The 21,137-nt window shown below is 45.8% G+C and carries 17 protein-coding genes; 4 read left to right on the top strand and 13 right to left on the bottom strand.

All coding sequences use genetic code 11. From position 1 onward, the window contains the following. Window positions 1-164 precede the first annotated feature (164 nt). Entirely contained in the window at window positions 165-6,548 is a 6,384-nt protein-coding gene (locus tag CHI14_RS01960; protein WP_095286751.1) for a rhamnogalacturonan lyase family protein, read from the bottom strand. A gap of 308 nt (window positions 6,549-6,856) precedes the next feature. Between CHI14_RS01960 and CHI14_RS01955 the strand changes: the two genes are divergently transcribed. Further along, complete coding sequence (locus CHI14_RS01955) at window positions 6,857-7,729, top strand: AraC family transcriptional regulator (protein ID WP_095286750.1); 873 nt, start codon at window positions 6,857-6,859, stop codon at window positions 7,727-7,729. 120 nt (window positions 7,730-7,849) lie between these two features. Here CHI14_RS01955 and CHI14_RS30615 read toward each other — a convergent pair whose 3' ends face one another. The 4 genes from CHI14_RS30615 to CHI14_RS01935 form a co-directional block, all read right to left on the bottom strand. After that, entirely contained in the window at window positions 7,850-8,461 is a 612-nt protein-coding gene (locus tag CHI14_RS30615; RefSeq protein ID WP_095286749.1) for a sugar O-acetyltransferase, read from the bottom strand. 8 nt (window positions 8,462-8,469) lie between these two features. After that, the gene (locus CHI14_RS01945; RefSeq protein WP_095286748.1) at window positions 8,470-8,949 is read right to left on the bottom strand and encodes a DUF3888 domain-containing protein; all 480 of its coding nucleotides are present in this window, start codon (window positions 8,947-8,949) and stop codon (window positions 8,470-8,472) included. A 44-nt stretch (window positions 8,950-8,993) separates the two neighbouring features. Then, window positions 8,994-9,227, bottom strand: a complete 234-nt coding sequence (locus CHI14_RS01940) for a transcriptional regulator (protein WP_095286747.1) — start codon at window positions 9,225-9,227, stop codon at window positions 8,994-8,996. 312 nt (window positions 9,228-9,539) lie between these two features. After that, window positions 9,540-10,208, bottom strand: coding sequence for a hypothetical protein (locus tag CHI14_RS01935; RefSeq protein ID WP_095286746.1), 669 nt, complete (start codon window positions 10,206-10,208; stop codon window positions 9,540-9,542). 279 nt (window positions 10,209-10,487) lie between these two features. On the opposite strand from CHI14_RS01935, the gene CHI14_RS01930 reads away from it, so the two are divergent. Genes CHI14_RS01930 through CHI14_RS01920 form a run of 3 tightly spaced genes read left to right on the top strand, consistent with a single transcriptional unit; the run spans window position 10,488 to window position 13,758 of the window. Next, complete coding sequence (locus CHI14_RS01930; RefSeq protein ID WP_095286745.1) at window positions 10,488-11,162, top strand: response regulator transcription factor; 675 nt, start codon at window positions 10,488-10,490, stop codon at window positions 11,160-11,162. After that, entirely contained in the window at window positions 11,147-12,244 is a 1,098-nt protein-coding gene (locus CHI14_RS01925) for a HAMP domain-containing sensor histidine kinase (RefSeq protein WP_095286744.1), read from the top strand. Before CHI14_RS01930 ends, CHI14_RS01925 begins: the two co-directional genes overlap by 16 nt. A gap of 44 nt (window positions 12,245-12,288) precedes the next feature. Continuing rightward, window positions 12,289-13,758, top strand: a complete 1,470-nt coding sequence (locus CHI14_RS01920; protein WP_349290348.1) for a serine hydrolase domain-containing protein — start codon at window positions 12,289-12,291, stop codon at window positions 13,756-13,758. A gap of 148 nt (window positions 13,759-13,906) precedes the next feature. Here CHI14_RS01920 and CHI14_RS01915 read toward each other — a convergent pair whose 3' ends face one another. From CHI14_RS01915 to CHI14_RS01880, 8 genes are all read right to left on the bottom strand, one after another. Beyond that, window positions 13,907-15,010, bottom strand: coding sequence for a peptidylprolyl isomerase (locus CHI14_RS01915; RefSeq protein WP_095286742.1), 1,104 nt, complete (start codon window positions 15,008-15,010; stop codon window positions 13,907-13,909). A 136-nt stretch (window positions 15,011-15,146) separates the two neighbouring features. Next, the gene (locus CHI14_RS01910) at window positions 15,147-15,518 is read right to left on the bottom strand and encodes a DUF7674 family protein (RefSeq protein WP_095286741.1); all 372 of its coding nucleotides are present in this window, start codon (window positions 15,516-15,518) and stop codon (window positions 15,147-15,149) included. Between the two features lie 65 nt (window positions 15,519-15,583). Next, complete coding sequence (locus tag CHI14_RS01905; RefSeq protein ID WP_095286740.1) at window positions 15,584-16,123, bottom strand: 2'-5' RNA ligase family protein; 540 nt, start codon at window positions 16,121-16,123, stop codon at window positions 15,584-15,586. 353 nt (window positions 16,124-16,476) lie between these two features. Further along, on the bottom strand, window positions 16,477-17,220 hold the full coding sequence (locus tag CHI14_RS01900; protein WP_170947985.1) for a GntR family transcriptional regulator: 744 nt from the start codon (window positions 17,218-17,220) through the stop codon (window positions 16,477-16,479). Next, window positions 17,207-18,220: a sugar kinase gene (locus CHI14_RS01895; protein ID WP_095286739.1), complete on the bottom strand. Its 1,014-nt coding sequence runs from the start codon at window positions 18,218-18,220 to the stop codon at window positions 17,207-17,209. The genes CHI14_RS01900 and CHI14_RS01895 overlap by 14 nt, the downstream gene beginning before the upstream one ends. Next, the gene (gene dagF, locus CHI14_RS01890; RefSeq protein WP_095286738.1) at window positions 18,213-18,968 is read right to left on the bottom strand and encodes a 2-dehydro-3-deoxy-phosphogluconate aldolase; all 756 of its coding nucleotides are present in this window, start codon (window positions 18,966-18,968) and stop codon (window positions 18,213-18,215) included. The genes CHI14_RS01895 and dagF overlap by 8 nt, the downstream gene beginning before the upstream one ends. Then, complete coding sequence (locus CHI14_RS01885; protein ID WP_095286737.1) at window positions 18,965-20,074, bottom strand: DgaE family pyridoxal phosphate-dependent ammonia lyase; 1,110 nt, start codon at window positions 20,072-20,074, stop codon at window positions 18,965-18,967. Before CHI14_RS01885 ends, dagF begins: the two co-directional genes overlap by 4 nt. Continuing rightward, a complete protein-coding gene (locus tag CHI14_RS01880) occupies window positions 20,052-21,104 on the bottom strand; it encodes an amidohydrolase/deacetylase family metallohydrolase (RefSeq protein WP_249280971.1) in 1,053 nt (350 codons plus the stop codon). Before CHI14_RS01880 ends, CHI14_RS01885 begins: the two co-directional genes overlap by 23 nt. Between the last annotated feature and the right edge of the window lie 33 nt (window positions 21,105-21,137).

The raw sequence follows: 21,137 nt of genomic DNA, 5'->3' as shown, positions 1-21,137 counted from the left end.
TTTCTTCGGCTAGTAAAAGATCATGTACTTTTTACGATTTCTCAAAATAAATAGTGCTACTCCTCAGATGGATGAGGAATAGCACTTTTTATAATACCTAATCTACTTCAGTTTTAAATCACTTGTGATAAAGGGATATCTTAAGATACCTTAAACATTATAGCCTACTTTCGTACAGTTACATTTAACTTGGAAGTTCTGGTTTCCCCTGAAGAATTACGAAGTACAGCTTCATACTCGTAGATTCCAGGTGCCCTTCCAGTAATTGCGGTAACCGCAGATTGTGCATGAGGCGTATTCGATTGCAGCGACTGTGTGTCGATCAATATACCATTTTCATAAAGTTCGTATTCGGTTGCATTCGTTCCCCACCACAGATTCATGCTGACATTAAAATTACCATCTCCGTCCCAGTTGTCGTTTGATAGAACGGCTTGCCCCGGAGAAGCATCGGTAACAGTGACTGTCAAGGGAACACTCATCGTTGTACCTAGGGAATTGATCAACTCTCCGGTATAAATGTAGGTGCCATTTTTCTTTCCAGTAATATCAACTTGAACAGACTGAGCGGATGGTGATTGATCGACCAGTGCAATTTCCTTGATCAATTCACCATTCTCATACAGTTTGAACTGATTGCCGTTATTGCCCCACCATAAATTCATCGTGACTGTGTAGTCCCCGTCTTTCAGACCCGTGTCGTAACCGTTATTGTCAGATAACACAGGCGTTCCAGGGGCCCCATTCGCTAGTGGAGTTGCTTGGTTGAGCCATTCCTCCCACTTTATTAACACACTGGCCTGATCATCCGTAAAGACAGTTCCTCTAGCTGCTTGAACATCATTACCGTATGAAGCAAGAAGTTGACGTGCCTTTGCTCCTTCATGATTGATAGCTGCCTGGTTGGCCTGCCCTAATGTGTTCGCAAGCTGCTCAGCAAGAGCACTTGCATTAGGATCGATCGATTCATTCCCAAAGGAGTTGGTCAGATTAATCAGGCTATCAAAAGTAGCAATTACTCCAAAGCTATATTCTACCGTCTGTTCCCAACCAGCCAAATCGGATACGGTTGCCGTCACCTTGTTCAGGCCGGGTTCCAGTGTATAAGCCGGAGTGTCCAGGAGCACACCCGTCGGTTCTGTCACGCCGGATATTGAATCAGCGGCTGTATATCCAATTTCCACATGCTGATCAATGGTATATTCGGTTTGACCCTGAATTTCAATGGTTGGTGGTACGAGATCAATAGATAAGGTCAGAGACTGTTCACTCTCTCGGTTACCATCCACATCGACGCTCCAGTAGGTGATGGTGTGTGTACCTTCTTCACTTAGAGTCAACTGTGTGCCACTCACTGCTTCGCCACCATTGATTTGATAATAGGTCCCTTTGATCTCGGAATCTTCATCATTTGCTGTAAAGCTTACTTGGACTGGAGAAGTATACCACCCGTCGTGCTCATCCCCTTCCACGGATACCGTGGTATGCGGAGCTGTCTGTTCCGGTGATTCCCCTTCCAGTGTGACCAAGGCTGACAGCGGTATATTCAGTTCTTTCACAAGACGTGCCACAAGTTCAGATACCTTGATTGCACCGTTCATCTGCAAATGTGTATTGTCTTCCGTTGTACCTACCCACATGAATATCGACTTGGTTCCTTCTGTCCCAAGCTCCTGGAAATACTCCCAACTGGCCTGGTTCAGATCGATGATGAGTGTTTCCGTCTCCTCCGCCGTTTCTTTCATGGCCTGAACATATTCAGGGAAGCTTTTGTTCAGGATCTCTCCAGTAAAATCACGACGGTTCACTGGTGTGACCAGAACCGGAATCGCCCCTCTTTGCCGAGCTCCATCAATGTATTCTTTCAAATATACCTTGAATTGCTCAGGCGTAAGATAGCGCTCCGGGCGGGACGGTGTGGAATCGTTATGAGACCATTGCATAAACAGATAATCGCCTTCATGAATGTCGAGCAAAAGCTCGTTGAGATATCCACCGACCAGGAAGGTTTTGCTGCTGAGTCCACCGACTGCCCGGTTATCAATGCTGACTTCATCTTGATCAAAATATCTGCCCAGCGTTTCGCCCCAGCCTGCTTGCGGACGATAGTTCTCCGCGTAATTGGCAACGGTGGAATCGCTCGCCAAATAAATAACAGGCTTATCCCCCGCCCCGTTTTCAGGCAGACGCTCAATCTTCAGTGCATTAATCTTCGGTGTATTTCCAGAGAAGTCAAAGTTAAATACGCCGTCAATCAGAGCAATGTCAGTTGTGATTTCTTTAAAATCGCCCTTGGCAACGGTCGTGAGCGGCAGCTTCGTCATCTGCTCCACAACGACACTTGCGCTCGTCGATTCCTCCGCATCCCCAACAGTCATCGTTACCCGGTAATTGGCTGGTTCCATTTCCACCAGGAAGGAAGTTCCGTTTACCCGCGTAAAATCCTCCTTGAGTGCATCTCCGGTTTCCCGGTTCACATCTTCGGTCAGCGTAGTATCGGCAAAGCCATATCCATTGCCTTCGATGTACGCTCTCTTGGCATCTACCTTGATGTATCCATCGGCAGCGCTCCCGGAACCAAAATCAAACTTGTACTCACGTACCTCTTCAGCCGTCTCTTTGGTCAATGAATCCTTGCTGACGGTTAACATGTTAAACGCGTGGTCAACTTGAGCCTGAGTGGCTTCGGTATTGAATATGGCCTCCGCAGCTGCCAAGGCCCGATTCACCACAGCTTTCGATGCGTCTGTATATTCCGACAGATCCAATGCTTTGAGCTCATCATACAGAGCAATCAAAGCCGTTTGATCCCCGCCCTCGGAAGGGAGCTGCGTGCCTTCAATTCGCACATTATCGATCTGAGTCGTCCAGTTCAGCGTGCCTCCACCGCCTTTTCTCGTACCCAAGAACCGAAGGGCTCTGACGTTGTCCGCGTAAGCAGCGGAGCTCATCTGAATAGATTCGATCGTCTGTGTAACTGTCGGATCCGCTAGGTTCGTTAATGTCAGATCCAGCGTTTTCTTAGCAAAATTAACGGCTGCATCCACATTGACCCACTGGTTCTTGGAGATCTCTGTCGCTGTTCCACCTTCTGGTATGGCTGTATCACCTGTGCCGTAGTCCGGATTATAAGCACCGACATAATAATGAATTTTGGAACTTCCGGTTTTCGTATACAGTGTGAGAATCGCATTTTCGTTAGAATCCATGATGGTAAGATGCCCCTCTGACGGATAGGCACTTACATTGCCCGATTGCCAATCAAACTTCACGTTTACCTGATCGCCGTTTACGGCATCGAACAAACGGAACACTTTAGCCCGATGTCCTGATCCGGATCCCGTGACGGAGAGCACTTTATTTCCGCTTTGTTCAACAACCGTTCCCGTCATCGTTCCTGCAATACCCGTAGCATTAACCATCGCATACTGGTAGCCTGCAGCGTCGCCTTCAAAATCCTCTTCGTAGAGCTGAATTTCTGGCTCCGGTTCCGGCTCGGACATATCCGGGTCGATAACCAGAGAAGAAATACTCAACTCCATGTCTTTGACCGCGCCTGCAACCAATCCGGCAATTTTCTGTGCGCCATACGTGCTGAAATGAGTATTATCGTTGATTCCATTCGGGTATTTCGGATATTCACCCGGATTAGCGTAAAGGAACACTTTCTCCGTTGCAGTATTACCGATTTTGTCGTAGTACGCAATGCTCAGCTTGCTGAGATCAATCAGCGGCACCTCAAGCTCCTCTGCTACCTCTTTGGCAGCCTGCACATATGCCGGGAAACTGACGTTGAATTCCTGAGTCACCGTATTGAAATCTCTGCGTCCAACCGGAGTAAGCAATACCGGTGTTGCACCGCGCTGTTTGGCACCGTTTACATATCTGGCCAGGTATATCTTATAATCTTCAGGTGATGCATAACGGTCCGGTATCCCTGCACTGGCATCATTATGACCGAAGGAAATGAAGAAGAAGTCTCCCGGCTTGATTCGCTGCAGGATCGTATCCAGACGACCGTCTACCATAAACGATTTGCTGCTTCGGCCGCCAATCGCATCATTCACGATCACTGCCCCATTTGAGAAATAACGACCGAATTGCTGACCCCACCCTTCTTGTGGTGCCTGCATCTCACTGTAAGATTGCATGGTTGAATCACCGGCCATATAGACCGTCGTTGCGGCACCGGCCGATTTATCCGGATATTTCTCTATGATAATATCTTGAATGTCTATGGCTGTACCCGTAAAGAGGAAATCAAGCTGACCATCCACCAGGGCAATGTCATAGGAATACTCCAGCGGTTCTCCCGCTTTTACATTGGTCATAGCTAGCTTCTGGACATATTCGGATTTGACGCCAGCATTGGAGTCACGCGAGTCATTGCCCAGTCGCAATGTCACCTTATAGTTGGCATTCGGCAGGTCAACAGCAAATGTCGTTCCTGTCTCAACTGAAACCTGTTCTGCCCCTACAGTAACACCACTTGTTTCTATGAAGCCGTATCCCTGATCTTGTGCGTAAAGCGTATCCTGTACTGCCGTATTCCCTGACGCTGTCTCGGTACCGAAGTCAAATTGATAGACAGACTCCAGCATTTCTGCTTCACGCGTCAGTGACAGATCGGCTTTAGGGAATGCTGTAGCTTCCGCTCCAAGATAAAAGCCTGTATGAGGCGGCTGGTTGTAAGATACATTTTGCCAGGCTACACCTAGTCGATAAACAGGGTCCTGCATCAGCGTAGGAATACGATAATCTGAAGGAATGGTCGTCGTATAGAGACGATATTCCGAGCTATCTTCGCTTCGCAGTAGGATTTCCTCACGCCAGTCACCCAGAATATCGGCCTGTAGCGCTGGATTTCCTTTGGTATGATTGTTTGTTAACGTACCGGTCGCCCGGAAGATTTCATCCAGCTTTTTGTTCTCGTAATCCCACTTATAGATAAGTGGAATTCCTCTAGCTGTACTGTTATCCCACTCATGATCGAACAGCTCCCGCTGAAGATCTCCATCCCACCAGATGGCGAAGTTGGCACTTTTGGGAGCCTCATCTGCTGTGTAAATGGCCTCTCCGGCAGCCGAATAGGCACTGGTTACAGGGACGGCTTGCCCATTCGTAATAGTCGTGGCCCATGACTCGTAGCCAGGATAGTTCGGATCAATGTCCGCTGACATTCCGCGACCGGTGTCGAAACCTGTTTTCTGTCCCCAGAGAATCTCACCTGTAGCCGCATCTCGCATCTCCAGTCCGTACGCAGCGTCCGAATGCTCATGCACGCTTACGACCTGGTACCCCTCCCGGTTCGGATCGAGCTGTCCGGCGTGCATGGCATCACCGTGGCCGAGCCCAGTGCTGTACATTAAACTTCCATCATCGTCGATGGCCAAGGCGCCGAACATGATTTCATCTTTGCCGTCATTATCGGCATCCAGCACACTTAAGTTATGATTGCCTTGTCCTTGATATTGTGCTCCGGCTTCGTTTGTGTCGAAGGTCCAGCGCTGCACGAGTTTTCCGCCAACATAATCATAGGCAGCAACCACCGTGCGGGTGTAGTAACCGCGGCTCATCACAACACTTGGCTTCTTGCCGTCCAGATAAGCGATGGCGCCAAGGAAGCGGTCTACACGGTTGCCGTACCCGTCGCCCCAATCACTGACGTTTCCTCTTGGAGGATTGTAATCCACGGTGGATAGGGCCGCTCCGGTCTCACCATCAAACAGCGTGAGATACTCCGGCCCTGACAGTATGTATCCGCCCTCGTTGCGGTAATCCTTTGTGCCATCACCAATGACCGTACCCTGTCCGTCTTTTGTGCCGTCCGCTGTTTTCACAACGACCTCGGCTTTTCCGTTGCCATCCAGATCGTATACCATGAGCTGCGTATAATGGGCTCCGGCACGGATGTTGACTCCAAGGTCAATCCTCCACAGCTTCGTGCCGTCCAGCTTGATGGCATCGATATAGACATTGCCAGTGTAACCTGCTTGCGAATTGTCTTTGGAATTGCTCGGACTCCACAGGAAGACGATTTCATATTCGCCATCACCGTCCAAGTCCGCAACGGAAGCATCGCCCGCATAATAGGAATAGGTTCCACCGTCCTTGGTCCGGCCGTCAGCCGGCTTATCAAGTGGAATAGGCAGATAATCGTTATGCCAGACCGATACAACCTCTGGCTGCATTTGCTCCTTGCCCGCAATGATGGTGGAAATCTGATATTGCGAGCTGTCGAAGCCGGTTGTGTCCACATAGTTCGTCACATCGCTGATGGGCGAAGAGTTCACTTTGGTTCCGTTTTTGTATATATTGAAAGCGATCTCATCAGGATCATTGTTCAAATACCTCCAGCTTAAAAAAACGCCGTTGTCTCCGAGAACCGCAACGAGACCCCGGTTAAGATATTCTCCCTGGCGGCCCGTCAGGATGTCGGATGACTCTGCACGTGCCGGAGCCGGAGGTACAGCCAATGAAATAACCATAAGGAATGCTAGAAAAGATACAAATATCGATTTCTGGATGGAAACAGTTCTTCGGTCCATTGGATTAGCTCCTCCTTTATCCGAAAATTCATTTTAGAATCTGGGAAAGAAATCTTTGTGTTTTAAGACAGCCCCAGGAATATGGTTCATCTGCCCTGCTTGATGTTAGTCGTTCGTTGTACTTGTGAAGCACGATTCCTTTTGTTGCAGGAAAACTTGCTTTCACGACCAAAGGAACACAAACGATAGTCACCCCCTTTTTATGTTACCGCTTACAATTATCTTACAGGTGTAAAAAAAGACAGACAATCTAAAAAATGTGACGTATTATATAATATAATTGACTTTTTTAGGCAGGGGATGAAAGTATGGTTCATACGGTCTCTTATGCTTTTCGTAACGACGATACATCAATCATGACACTGGACTCTATTGGTTGGCAGATCGTCTCCAGCGAGGAATATCGCTGTCCAAGTGACAATAGACCGGACCCCGGGCACGTTGTTTTTCAATATACGCTTAATGGACAGGGCTATCTGGATATTGATAATCAAACGCTTCCATTACCTAAGGGACATGCCCTACTGGTTAAAATCTCTGGAAAACATTGTTATTACTATAAGCAAGAGAATAACGAACCTTGGGAATTTATCTGGATAAACATTCGCGGGGATGAAGCGAACCGAATCTGGGATATGATTCATGATAATGAGGGATATGTCATTCTACGAAACGCGGATTCTCCCTTGATTCAGGAGTTATGGCAAATCATTCATTTGATTCATCAAGAGAAAGTGACGGACAAGTATCGTTTGTCCATGCAAGTCTATCAGTGGTTGCTTATCTTGGTTCAGACAAGTCGGGATGCGGAGAGGGATATCGGGATCCTTTCGATTACCACGATCGAGAAATGCAAAAAGTTCATCCGGGAGAATTATGCTTCCCCGTTGACGCTGGATGTGCTGGCCAGCCATTGTGATATCAATAAGCATTACTTGTGCAGATTATTTCAAAAATCGGAGAAAACATCACCGCTAGCCTATCTCAAAGACAGACGAATTGAGGTTGCAATCCGACTACTCCGCACGACGGAGCTTCCAATTTCACAAATTGGCCAACAATGCGGTTTTGAGAGTCCCAGCTATTTTGGCAAAGTTTTTCGGGAATATATGTCCATGTCACCCAAAGAATATCGCTTGAATAAGTTAGCGTTTCCTTACGAGGCCATCTATTATGAGTAGCCAAACTCCCACTCCACTGAGGATTCGAGGGCAAGAAACTTGTGCAGATAGCAAAAAAGCCACCATAACAGCGACTTTCGATGGAACAGTGTTTATTTTCTCTCGGCATTAAAGAACCATTCATTCTAAACTTTCCTTATACTCGGCTAACACCTCATTCCAGTATTCTTTATCCGTATCTGTAATTGATCTATGAACTCTACATGGATTGCCATGAGCAATCACATTTTCAGGAATATCTTTGGTAACCACCGAACCAGAACCAATAATACTTCCCTTCCCAATGGTTACTCCTGGATTAATGACAACATCTCCTGCGATCCAAACATCATCTTCAATGACTACGGGTAATGCATACTCCAATCCTGTGCTTCTGACTTCTTTATCTATGGGGTGAAGAGCAGTATAAATACTAACTCTTGGACCAATAAATACATTATTGCCTATATCAATCGTATTGAGGTCTAGAAAGATACAATTAAAATTACAGAAAAAATGGTTTCCTACATTGATATGAGACCCATGACTACAATAAAAGGGTGGCTTCACTGTATAATTTTCACCAATTCTCCCGAACAGTTCTTTAATCAAGTCCTTTCTGAGAGAACTCTCTTCTTCTGTGGTTTGATTAAATAATCTAGACAGATACCGCCCTTTATTTTTCATTTCTTGGATTTGTTCATCAGGTTCATACAATTTCCCCTCAAGTAACCTTTGATATTGTTTAGTCATAAAAAAACTCAACTCCTTGTTAAACAAGTATTTCGGTTATTTAATGCGCAATATTTACTTTTTTTGAATATTGCCGTTGGAATGACCGAATTCATCCAATATAGTGGAAGCTCGTAGTTCTTGATATGTTGATATGCAATGACTTTAACCTCGCCGGCATTGTCTATATGAAATGTAATCAGATCCTGACCAACACTTAAGTGGGGACCAACGTACGGTTCAACCGTTACGTGGGCAATAATGTATGAATCATGATAGTCTAACTTTAAGTCATTCCCGCCAAGAAAAGGAGCAAACATAGGCTTTTCAATCAATCGATCTGTATAAAAGAGGGTTAGTTGCTCTTCTATTTTCGGACTTAAAAGAGTTAAAATCAGTCTATGTTCCTTACAATTTGTATCCGTTTCAGCGTAGGTTTTGATGGGTTCCAAAATAAGCGTGAGAAAGAGAAGCGCTGGAAGTAATCTTCTTATCACTCTTCCAAACATGACATATCACCTCCGGTCTAGGGATAGTGCACTGCAATATTCCATCAATCTCCCTTTACTTCGAAATTACTCGGAATTAATTCATATAAGGCACGAACGTCACAACCGATAGAGTCGGCGATCGATATGGCAACTTTAAGCGGCATCACTCTTTTGTTTTCCATAAAGTCGTAAACTCGTTCCGGTTTAAAAAGTAATTCCTTTGCCAGCCACTCTGCTGACTTTCCGGCTTCCATCAATCGTTCATTCAGTAAGCAGCGTCCTAGTTCGAATTTCATGAAACGATAACCTCCTGTGTAGCATTATATTTTAACCTTATGCGTCTTTTCTTACTGGTGGCTCCACATGGAGCCCGACCGATACAGTCCAAATAAAAATCAATGAAACAACCTGTTTAAACAAAGAGCACCCCCATCGTTTATGTAGTATTGTGCCCTTCGTTGATTTCAACTATCCTGTTCGTTAGCATCGTGAATTTTGTTATTCCTCCACAACAAAAAAAGTCTAATGAACGAGTTAATCACTCATTCATTAGACACATCACCTGTCTCTTTACTACATATCAGCTCTATAACGTATTAGTGGAAACTTTATAGCCTCTGTGAATCTAAAGCTTTTGAAGTGGTGGTCCAGATGGACACCATGAGGATCAGTTCAAATATATTGGTTACAGCTGTGCTTGCTACAGGTATTTGGAGTCCCTGACCTATAAATAATAGCAAGGTTCCAACAAACAGCCATACCCATTTTTGTTTTACTAGAACGATTATACCTATTAACAACAGCAGAAAACCAACGATGATAACCATAAATGGCGGACCTGCAAGACTTTCTGACGTATACCTCAAAACCCCATACTCTTCAATGGGTATAAGACTTTTTACTTCATGTAAGGTTGAACTTACAATTTGGTAAATGATAAGGCCCACTGTTATTAACCATGCCGCAATATGTGTAATGATGTGTTTTGAAAACTTGACTTGTGAGCTGCGCAGGATGTAATAACCTACAAGTATCAACGTGGGAGTTGCAAAGGCATGAAGCCAAAATCGAACACCGCTAAGTCCCTTGAGCAGCTCTCCTTCACCTATGAAGCGACCTGCTGCAATAATTCCGTTATCGTACGCGAGACTGAACAATACAAAAATCTGGAAGATAGCGTAATTGAGCCATTGTCTTTTTCCAGATAATTGAGCAGCAATCCTGACAACAAGAAACAAATAAATTAGCGCCAGTGCCGAATAAATGACAAGATCCAAAAAGATTCACCTTCCCTTATCCTTTTTATGAATAGCAGCTTACATAACCAGAATAGTCAATTCTCCCGTTATTAACCCACTATCATCAACCTGATTCAAAAAAGTTAAACAGCCTGCCCTTTACATAAGCTATGGTGGGAATTTTAATTCCAGTATGACTTTCTATTTAGGGTTTATTCTAAGACGATAAGTTTTGCGCCCACTATTAGATGGAGATTTTATTATGTATAGATTTTTGCTATGCTGTGTTAAAAATGGTTAACGGGAGACTGAGCATTGATGCATAAAATACTAATCGTGGACGATGAAGCCGATCTTCAAAAGCTGCTGACCGATTATTTTGAAATCAATGGATATGCTGTCCTAACGGCCAAGGATAGCAGAGAAGCGCTGCGAAAAGTCGAACAACAGCCCGACCTTGTTTTGCTAGATATCAACATGCCTGAACAGAATGGGCTTCAATTATGCGAGCAAATCCGTAATTTCGTCTCGTGCCCCATCTTATTTTTAACAGCTCGAATCGAAGATGCGGATAAAATTGCCGGATTTCGGGCCGGAGGTGACGACTATATCCTGAAACCTTTCAGCATTCACGAACTGGGTGCCAGGGTTGAAGCTCATTTGCGCAGGGAACAGCGTATCCACACCAAATCCTCGGTGAGATTTAATGACGATATAGTTATTGACTATACAGCACGGGTGCTCTACTACCGGGATAAGCAAATCCCACTGGCCAAAAAAGAGTTCGAGATCATCGAGTTGCTGTCTACACATCCCAATATCGTGTTCGAAAAGGAACGCATGTACGAAAAAATTTGGGGTTGGGACAACCAAGGTGATAGTAATGTAATCGCGGAACATATTCGACGAATTCGCTCAAAATTAAAAGAGAACGGATGCGATGACCGAATCGAGACTGTTTGGGGAGTAGGATACAAATGGCCAAGCTCATGAATGCACTGCTGCTCAGGCGATTTACCTTACGGCAATCTTTTATGCTGTTATGCGTAGTCACGCTCATTGCCGTACTGGCCGTCATCACGCTGGAATTTGCCTGGGCGGAGAAGCTGCGGCTGCGTTTCGGAGAATCGGATTGGGTGCTGCCATCCCTCGTCGCGGCGGTGATGCTTACCGTAGCAGCCGGAATCGTCACCATGGCAATCCTATTTTACAGATGGAAACTAAAACGTCCGCTGGAGATACTCAAACAAGCTTCGGAGAAAATTTCGGCCAACGATCTAGATTTCCGCATCTCCTATGACAGTCGGGACGAGATGGGCGAGCTAATCGAAGCATTTGAAAACATGCGCTCAACCTTAGAGAAAAACGTAAGGGCGCTCTGGCGATCGGTTGAGGAACGCAAGAAACTGAATGCCATTTTTGCTCATGATCTTAGAACACCGCTTTCAGTTCTAAAAGGAAACACCGAGCTACTTGCAGCCTATCTGCCTGAAAAGAAATTGTCTGAAGAAAAGGCACTGGAACTGATCCACACCATAAATCTTCACATCGTGCGTCTGGAGAGCTATGCGGAGGCCATGAACTCGATTCAGAAACTAGAAGATGTCCCAGTACGCCGTCAGTCGATGGATATGATCACGCTTACGACGCTGCTGAACGACAGCGCCAAACAAATGGCAAGGCACTCCGGCAAAACCTTCGTCGCATCCATGGAATATGATCATGTCCAAATCAACGTGGACCCCTATATTGTTATGCAAATTTTCGAGAATATGGTGGCCAATGGAATTCGATATGCTGCCAGCCAAGTGAATGTTCACTATGACATTCAGAAGAGCTTTATGATAATTAACGTCACAGACGATGGACAGGGCTTCTCAAAAGATGCCCTAAACAAAGCTGTCCTGCCTTTTTACCGGGGCGAAGTGTGGGATGCGTCCGAACATCGTGGGCTGGGCCTTTACGTTTGCAACGTATTTTGCGATAAACATGATGGAAGCCTGCAGATTGAAAATGGTCCTCAAGGCGGTGGAAGCGTCACGGCAAGTATTGGGATCAAGTTGATAAATAGTTGAAAATATTCTGATAGCATTTCCTTATCTTGAATGATGGGAGTGCTATGATGCTAAAAATGAAAAAAAGAATGTTAATTACAATCGCCTGTTCACTGTTGTTATGTTCAGTCTGGCAAAGCTCTGTTTCAGCCACAGAAGTCCGTAACAAATCAGAAATTCTGCAAGACATCGACGAATATATGAATCAGAGTATGAAAGCCAATCACATACAGGCTGCCTCACTGTCCATTGTTAAAAACGATGAAGTATATTATGCAAAAGGCTACGGAACATTTGAAGATGGTCAAAGGGTTACGGGCGACACTCATTTCCCCATTGCTTCGCTAAGCAAGTCTTTTACCGCACTTGCCATACTGCAGTTAGTGGACAACGGCCAGATTGACCTGGATGCGGCTTACGATTCTTATTTTCCAGAGCATCCTGTACAGGATCCCCGCGTTCACAACATCACGATCCGCCATCTATTGAATCAGACTAGCGGTCTCAATGACAAAATAAATCCTGATATGACGAGAAAACCGCAATTCCAGGCTCTGCATGAGGTGAACCAGCTATTAAGCGAGGTACAACTTGCCCATAGCCCTGGAACAGCCTACAGCTATCATAATCCCAATTACGTGCTGCTGGCGAACCTTGTGGAAAATGTGAGCGGAGAGCGCTTTTCGGATTATCTGAATAACCACATTTTTAAACCGCTAGATATGAACCATACCTTTAGTGTCAGTACAACACAGCAATTTTATGGGAATGAAGCTATTCCGCTAGGACATTACTTGAGTTTGGGACGGGCGGTAGCCCAAAAGGAACCGATATGGTTTATTGAAGGCCCGGCAGGCATCGTTTCAACCGCCGAGGACATGTCCCGATGGATGCTTGCCCAATATCAAGGTCAGCTACTTTCTCCTACCCTAATGAAAGAATATCACGCAGCAGGGACCATCGGTTCCTACGGCATGGGCTGGCTTGCTGACCAAGAAGAATCGCATGGTCGAATCATCTCCCATAGCGGCATTTTCTGGACATATAAGTCAGAAGAAAAAATTTATTTGGACGAAGAGATGGGCATTGCGGTAATGTTTAACTCCGGGTTAAACGCTTCTGTGAATTACTCGACTTTTATTCATGACATCGTGAAGATCATGAGAGGGAAAAAAACTGAAACCTCATTTGTGAATAGTCGAAACGTGGAATTGATTATGATTACGCTGATCATCGCTACGCTTGTATGGGGCATATATGCCTACTATCACATCCGCCTGAGAAACAAACGCCTGACGACCAGTAAAATAGCTCTGATAACGATTGGAAGGCTGATCCCGCTCCTCATTCTCTTGTCCCTTTCCTCATTGATGACGTTTATCGGTGGAGGACGTGTACTGCCTTGGTTTGGTATCTGGACTACGCTGTCGACTCCTATCATATGGCTTGTTGTGTTGTCCATCGTCAATGTTGTGCATTTGTCTTGCTATTATTATGTCTATGTACAGTATAAGAAGAACAGTCAGTTGAATTAACATCAACCATTAACCTTCTCAACTAGCGCAGCACGCTCTTACTCTTTAATCTTTATCATGTCACAAACAAGAAAACAGCTGACAAACTCGAACCTTACAGTCAAATTTGTCAGCTGTTTATATGTTACTATTCCATCTGTCGTTATTATTATTCCTTGGCAGAGGATTCTGTATCCGTAGTGGTAGCTGCAGCAGCATCCGAGCTTTCATCCGCTGGTTCAAGTGTGTTAACAATCGTAGCCTTGGAGCGCAATTCACTCATCCAATTCGTACTGAGCTCACCCACTTGCTGCTGCACCAGTATGTTACGAATATCTTCTTTTTTGTCTTCCTCAGTCGGATTGGTTGCTTCTTTATAATCTGTCCTCTTGATAATGTGGTAACCATAATCGGACTTAATTGGGTCGCTAATCTCATCGTTTTTCATGGAGAAGGCTGCTTTCTCAAATGCTTCTACCATTTCACCTTCTCCGAAAAATCCAAGATCCCCGCCATTCGCTGCAGAGCCTGTATCTGTGGATTTTTCTTTTGCCAAGGTTGCAAAGTCTGCTCCCTCATCCAATTGTTTTTTGATCTCATCCGCTTCTTCTTTCGTCGCCACTAGGATGTGGGATGCTCTCACCTGCTCCGGAGTGGCGAAAGTTGCTTTATTCGCCTCATAATAGGCACTGATATCTTCATCTTTTACTGTCGTTTGTGGTTCAAGAATTTTACGGATTTTCACTTGGACTTCCGTATTTTTCTTGAGTGAATCCATGGTCATGCCAGATTGAGAAAGTGCCGTGTTAAGCCCTTCTTCACCGCCATATTGGGTTTTTAGAGTCTCAATCTCGGCATTCACATCCTGCTCAGTAACAGACACGTTCGCTTTTGTGGCTTCCTGGTCGATCAACTTCATTGTAATCATACTGTTTAGTGTACTCTCGCCACCAAGAGAAACCAATTCATTATAGAGCTCATCCTTAGAGATGTCCGTACCATTGACCGAAGCCACAGACTCCCTGCCCCCACCAAACGGTGGATATACAAGTACAACGATTAGTGCTGCAGCTAGAACGCCCGAGATTGCCATCCAGACCACACTTTTTTTCCCTTTAACCACTTGTGGTTGCGCCCCGGATGAATGATGTTGATTCTCTTCTTCTTGCATTTCGGGCAGAACCGTTGTTTCTTGCTCAGTTTCCCGCTCTTCGGTCAAAGAATCTTTTACTTCTTCTTCGTTGTCAGGTTGCGACGGCTTGTTGTTGTCCATTAAATTATGATCCCCCTTAGGTCTTTTCCTAAATCTACTTTTTAATTAAATATAATGTATTCGGAAAATAATACCTTAAAATAACATAAAAATTCTTAAATCCTTATTCATTTGTGATTCGTTTATATGTGGTTATTCACAAAGGTAGATTACCTGAATGCAAAGCTTCTATTTCTTTAGAAAGATATTTTGTATGTGGCTTCATATAACTTTCTGCCTTTTGCAATAGATCAGAATTACCACCAAGGTTGTACAGTATTGTAGTAGATAATACTTGGTTTATATAAAGATTCTTTTGAGTTGCCATCCATTCAAAAAAGCTGAAAAATTTTACAATTTGTTCAATATCATTATTTTGACAAAGTAAATTTCCGACATAGGTAGATACTTCATCACCAAAAAATACATGTCCTAAAAACTCTTGATTAAACTCCAGATGTTCTTTATAACAACCGTTAAATTCAGGGAATTCCATTAAAAATTGTTTAATTAAAATTTCAATATCCAATCTCAAACCTCCTATTAATAACCTGCTCCATTTGTTTCACTAATGTTCCCTGTAAGTTGAAACACTTAGCTTTTAGCTCCTAAGGGGATATCTGCAAAGGGTACGTATCGATTTGGTTCTACTTCTTTATATACGCGAACAAAATGGACATTAAAGGTTGGATAAGGAGCTAATTCGTTCATTGCTAACTGTTCCATTTCGAGGATTTCAGTCTCATTCAATCCCCAGCAGGTTTGCCCCAAGGTCAAATGAGGATGATACTTATCCATTTCAAAGTAGCGATCTACCAGTTCTTGTGATGGAGAAATCAAGTTTACCAATCTTCGATGTAAATCAATTACTTTTCCAGTTTCAACGCTAAGAAATATAACTTCACTTCCGAACGAACCAGGTACCGATAATGTTAACGGAAAAGTTTGAATTGAAGAACACGTTTGTCTTATCTTTTCTAACCATTGCAGATCTCCATAAAGACCTCCTTGCGCTTTTACGGTGATGTGCGGCTCTACTACATCGTTAAGATCGTTACTGGACCAGCGATCACGGAATGCCACTATTTTTTCTTTGTAATCATCTGGAGGGGTAATTCCAATAAAATATTTCAATTATACAGTCACATCCTTTATCAACCATTACGGAACATTTCCCACTTGCTCTCATCATTCTTATTTCTTCGATTATTCAGACGATCCTGCCTGTCAGTTAAATAATGTGTCAATCCCAAGAAAATTTACCGATAACACATGCAAACATAAATAGATATAAAAATAGACCCATTCTTATAGAATAGGCCTTCCCTTATATTCCTTATAAACCTCTTACTTTACTGTAATCTTGAAGTAATAGGTAGTTTGCCAAGTATCGGCTCAACAGAATAAACTTATCTGCGTCTTGAAAAACATCCCGAACAATCTTTCAAAATGTCGTTTCAGATTATCAAACAGGAACGCTTTTTAATTCAGGTGTCATAACTGACCAGATAATGATGAAGCTCTGTATTATAGCAGCCGATACTGTGCTCTATTAGTCTTCCTTCCCCGTCATAGGAGTTACGCAGGCGCTTGAGCACATGCATCCCCGCGGGGATCTCCAGCAGCTGACACACCTCGGGAGGTGCTGGCTCTACAAAGAAACGGTCCCTGAAGTTTTCCAGCTTAATGTTGTTCTCCTCCAGTGAGTCGTACAGCGATTGAATATCTGTATTCATTTCTTGTGTGCCGCCCGGCAGGGCAGCTGCAGCCAGGAAGTGTATGAGATGAATATAAGGCTGACCGTTCAGAATGTAGAGCCTTTCAATCCGCTGGCAATACGGACCGAAGCGGTTATATTCCTCCGTCCCCTCATCATTGGTGACTAAATGGGAGTTCAGCACTCTCTTTTCCAGTTTATGACCCTCTTCTACGAGCAGCTCTGTAAACCGCTTTCCCTTAGAGAGCTTCTGATGGGAGGTATTGCGCATCACAATCGTGCCAACACCACTTTTTTTCTGCACATATCCTTCTTGAGACAGCTCCTGGACCGCACCGCGGACCGTCATTTTACTGACGCCGAATTCCTTCTCCAATTGTGGCTCAGAGGGAATGATGCTTCCGAGAGGATATACCCCATGGAGTATTCTGTCTTTGAGAATTTTTTGAATTTGCTGATACAAAGGACCTTGCTTGCGCTTCAAGGACACTCGCTGTTCACTACCTTTCAACATCTAAGGTATGGTCTGACAGCGCCCGGAGCACCTCACTCTCGCTAAAAAGCGCTGTATCGCCTGAAGTGGTATGGGCCAGCATCGCTGCCGCCACTGCCATATTAACCGTTTGCTGCAGCGGGTATTGCTGCAATTCCCCATGGATAATGGTGCTGGCAAACACATCGCCGGCTCCAATTCGGTCATACACCGGGAAGGTCAATTTGCCGGATAACACAAACGTACCTTCATGACAGATATAACCTGTCAGGGAATGCGTATGGTCAGCATTAATCTCTCGTTGGGTTCCCGCTGCCGTTCTGACGCCGAAGCGCTCCACAACTTCGGGAATCACTTGCTTTAACTGTGTTATTCTATCATAATCTCCGGCCCCAATGCCAAGAATATAGCGCGCATCCTTCTCATTGATCAGTGCGATGTCCGCAAGTTCAAGCAGTTCTTCATAGTGTGGGCGGGCCTTGGTATAACCGTCTGTTCCCCATAACGCAGGACGGAAATTGCAATCAAATACAACCTTCCCCCCGGCACGCTTCACTTCCACAGCAAGTTCTTTCATCTGCTCGCGAACGCCTTCATTCATTGCCAGCGTGATGCCGCATAAATGAAGAACGTCGACTTTGGCCGCAAGAGCTCGCATGTCATAGTTACACGCCTCCGCAGTATTGAAGCTGCTGCTCAGCCTGTCTGTGTAAGTGACTCTGCCGGGACGGGCTCCAAAGCCATTCTCCAGAAAGTACATCCCCAGATACTTGCCGCCACGGCTGATCAGTGAAGTATCTACTCCAAGTTTGCGCAGATAAGCGATAGCTGCCTCGCCCACCGGCGTTTCCGGCAAGGTTGTTATAAGCGCACCAGTATGGCCGTATTTAGCCAGTGCTGCCGTTACATTTACCCCGCTACCAGAGAAAGAATACTCCAGCCTGCTGCTCTGGATCAGCGTTTCATAGCCCGGAACCTGCAAACGCATCATCACTTCACCAAAAGCAGCGATCCTAGGCATACCGGTCCACCAGCGATTTGATCATATCGAGTAGTCTGCGAACATCCTGCGCGTTCGTACTCCCAGTCTCTGGATCAATAATGGAGGAGTAGACATGCGGGATAACCTGGGGCACACCTGCCTCTAACGCAATCTCCAATATGGCTCCGAAGTTAGCCAGATCGATTCCACCCGTAGGCTCCAGTGCAAACCCGGCTTCTCCGCAGGCTTTGGCAACTGCTCGGTACTCCTCCTCCAGCTTCATGCCCTGCATGGGATAATATTTGAGCGCATTGCCACCCATGTCACGAACCAGTGCAATAGCGGCATGAACCGGGACAATAGCATGCGGAGCGGCCCCTGAACTGACAGGACCCGTTGATATATTTACATAGCCAGGTTTCCCGCATGGAGAAACCAGGCTGTTAATCCAACTGTCCTTAGCTCCCAAGTTCGCACGGGTTGCCCCCACTGCCGGGAAGACCTGATTGATATGGCTTCCCGGATAACTTGCGGCAATCTCCGCCACAACTGCCGCCTGGCGATTGTCTCCGGCTCCGAGCCCGATGGATACGGCATCTTGAACAGCCTGGCCATATGCAGTCATGGCAATTGCTGCTTCCTCCGCCGTATCGTAGTTTTTCGAGAGCACACCTATCAGTACATATCCTTCTGCAGCTTCGAATACTTCCTTAGCGTTCCCGATACTGCCAGCCAGTACATTAAGTGCGGCCCTGTTCTTATACAGTCGCTGCTGAATATGACTCATTTACGCTCACCTCCCACGATTTCTTGTATTCTTGTGATAATCACCTGAAGATCATCACCTTGCAGCGGCCTTGGATCAATATCGAAATAACCCTGCTTAACGCCATAGTCTCGGGTATATACCGCAATTTCGCCTTCACGCAGCTGGTCATTCACATCCTTCGCATTCATTCCTGCAACATTGGAATCAACCTCGATGCGTCCACGGTAGATCGCCCTGCCCGCTTCATCTTGCACGATGCGAACTGAAATTCCAGGGATCTCAGCGAGTACCTCAAGAGCCTCCAGCTCCTGCTTCTCCCGTTCGCTGTTATCGGTCTTGTTCTGGTATTCCTCCAGCGCCTGAAGCAGCCCGAAGGTAGTCTCTTTACCAACCTTCATACTGCGTCCAATCCCGTGTAGCTGTACCTTCAGCCATTCGGTATATTTCTTTTTACCGGCGACAATCCCGGAGGTCGGACCCTCAATCGCTTTGGATCCACTGTAAATCGCCAGATCTGAATATCGGACATATTTGGACAGGTCCTCTTCTGCTGCGGCATCAACAATTAGCGGAACCCCTCTGCGCTGTGCTACCTCCCAGGCCTCTTCCACAGAAATCATGTTCTTTTGGACAGCGTGGTGAGATTTGACATAGAGAATAGCCGCGGTATATTCACCGATGGCCTGTTCGATATGCTCCTGCCGGCCTTCATTGGCGTATCCCACTTCCACAACCCGGCCGCCGCCAAGAAATACCATGGTTTCAACAGGTGCTCCATATTGCACGTTATGACCTTTTAGCATAATAATTTCGTTTTTAGGTATCGGCTCTTGGTGAAGACGAAGACTGAACCGAGGATCTCCGCTGGTCACCATGGCTGCCACCGACAGGGCTATCCCGCTGGACGCCGAGTTCACAACAACTGCCCCTTCCGCACCAAGCAGGTGTGCAATATATTCACCCGATTTGTCTACAAGGTCCGCGATTTCCACGTACTGTTGTCCGCCTTGTTTCATCGCCTCCATGACCGAATCCGTTGGTGCAGAAACGCCAAGAATGCTCATTCTACCACTGGCATTTATCACACGCTTCAGTCCATATTTAGCTTGTAATGAGTGATCCATTCGCATAGACTCCTTTAACCTTAATATAGTGCTGTGCAATTCGAACATCGCCTTCCGAGTCCTTCAGTTGCTTCTCACCTGCTTCCAGAGCAAACAAAGTCAGGTTCGCCTGCTGTCCCACCCTAATCTGTCCGAGCTCCGGCTTGCCGAGCCATGCTGCTGCGTTGATTGTAACCGCGCGGATGACCTCTTCCAAACTGTAGCCAAGAACGAGAAATTTGGTCAGCACATTCGACATACTGTACACTGGCCCGTTTAGACGGTTGCTGCGGTAAATATCTGTACTGATTGTATTCAGCTCAATGCCGGCCACTTTGGCCTGTTCTGCAATCCGGAAGGAGAAGCTCGCGGTGCCATGGCCCACATCCAGATGAACTCCCCGGGAAGCAGCATCAATCAGACCTTGTAGGGGTGTGCCGTCCTCATGGAACAGGTTATTGGACTTGCCATTAAGATAATGGGTAATTACATCGCCCGGCTGTAATAGCTCCAATACTTCGGAGATTGCAGGCGGAGCGGAACCAATATGAACCATGAGCGGCAGCTTTGTTTCTTCGGACAATATGCGTGCCAGCTTGAGCGGTTCAATGCCGTTGTCTTTGACGACGCTTCGGCTTATGCGTGCTTTCAGACCTACAATAAAATCAGGATAAGCCACTGCAGCTGCTTGTGCCTTCGCCCGGTCTATCCATTCCAGCTGTGACAGCTCATCTGTCCGTTCAAGCCCGATCCTCGAAATATTTAATAGAGCAAACACCCGCGTATCAGCCTTCAGGCTGGCAGTGTACAAGGCACCGATCCGATCTGCACCGCAGCTTCCGGCATCCACGAGCGTGGTTACTCCCTGCTTCACACCAATTTCGTCGATATCATCGCCATAGGGATCAAGCTCCGGCACGGCATGCACATGCAGATCAATCCATCCGCTAGACACATATAACCCGGAACAGTCTTGACCTCCCTTTGCTTCCCCAGCCTGGCCTGACGGTGTAATGTCGGTGATGACCCCGTCCTGAATGGCGATATCCATGATCCGCCCGTCAACAAGCTGCAAATTTCGCAG

Source organism: Paenibacillus sp. 7516 (assembly GCF_002272715.1).
Lineage (GTDB): Bacteria > Bacillota > Bacilli > Paenibacillales > Paenibacillaceae > Paenibacillus > Paenibacillus illinoisensis_A.
The sequence above is the reverse complement of the archived record's forward strand: the minus strand, read 5'-3'. Positions and strand labels throughout refer to the sequence as shown.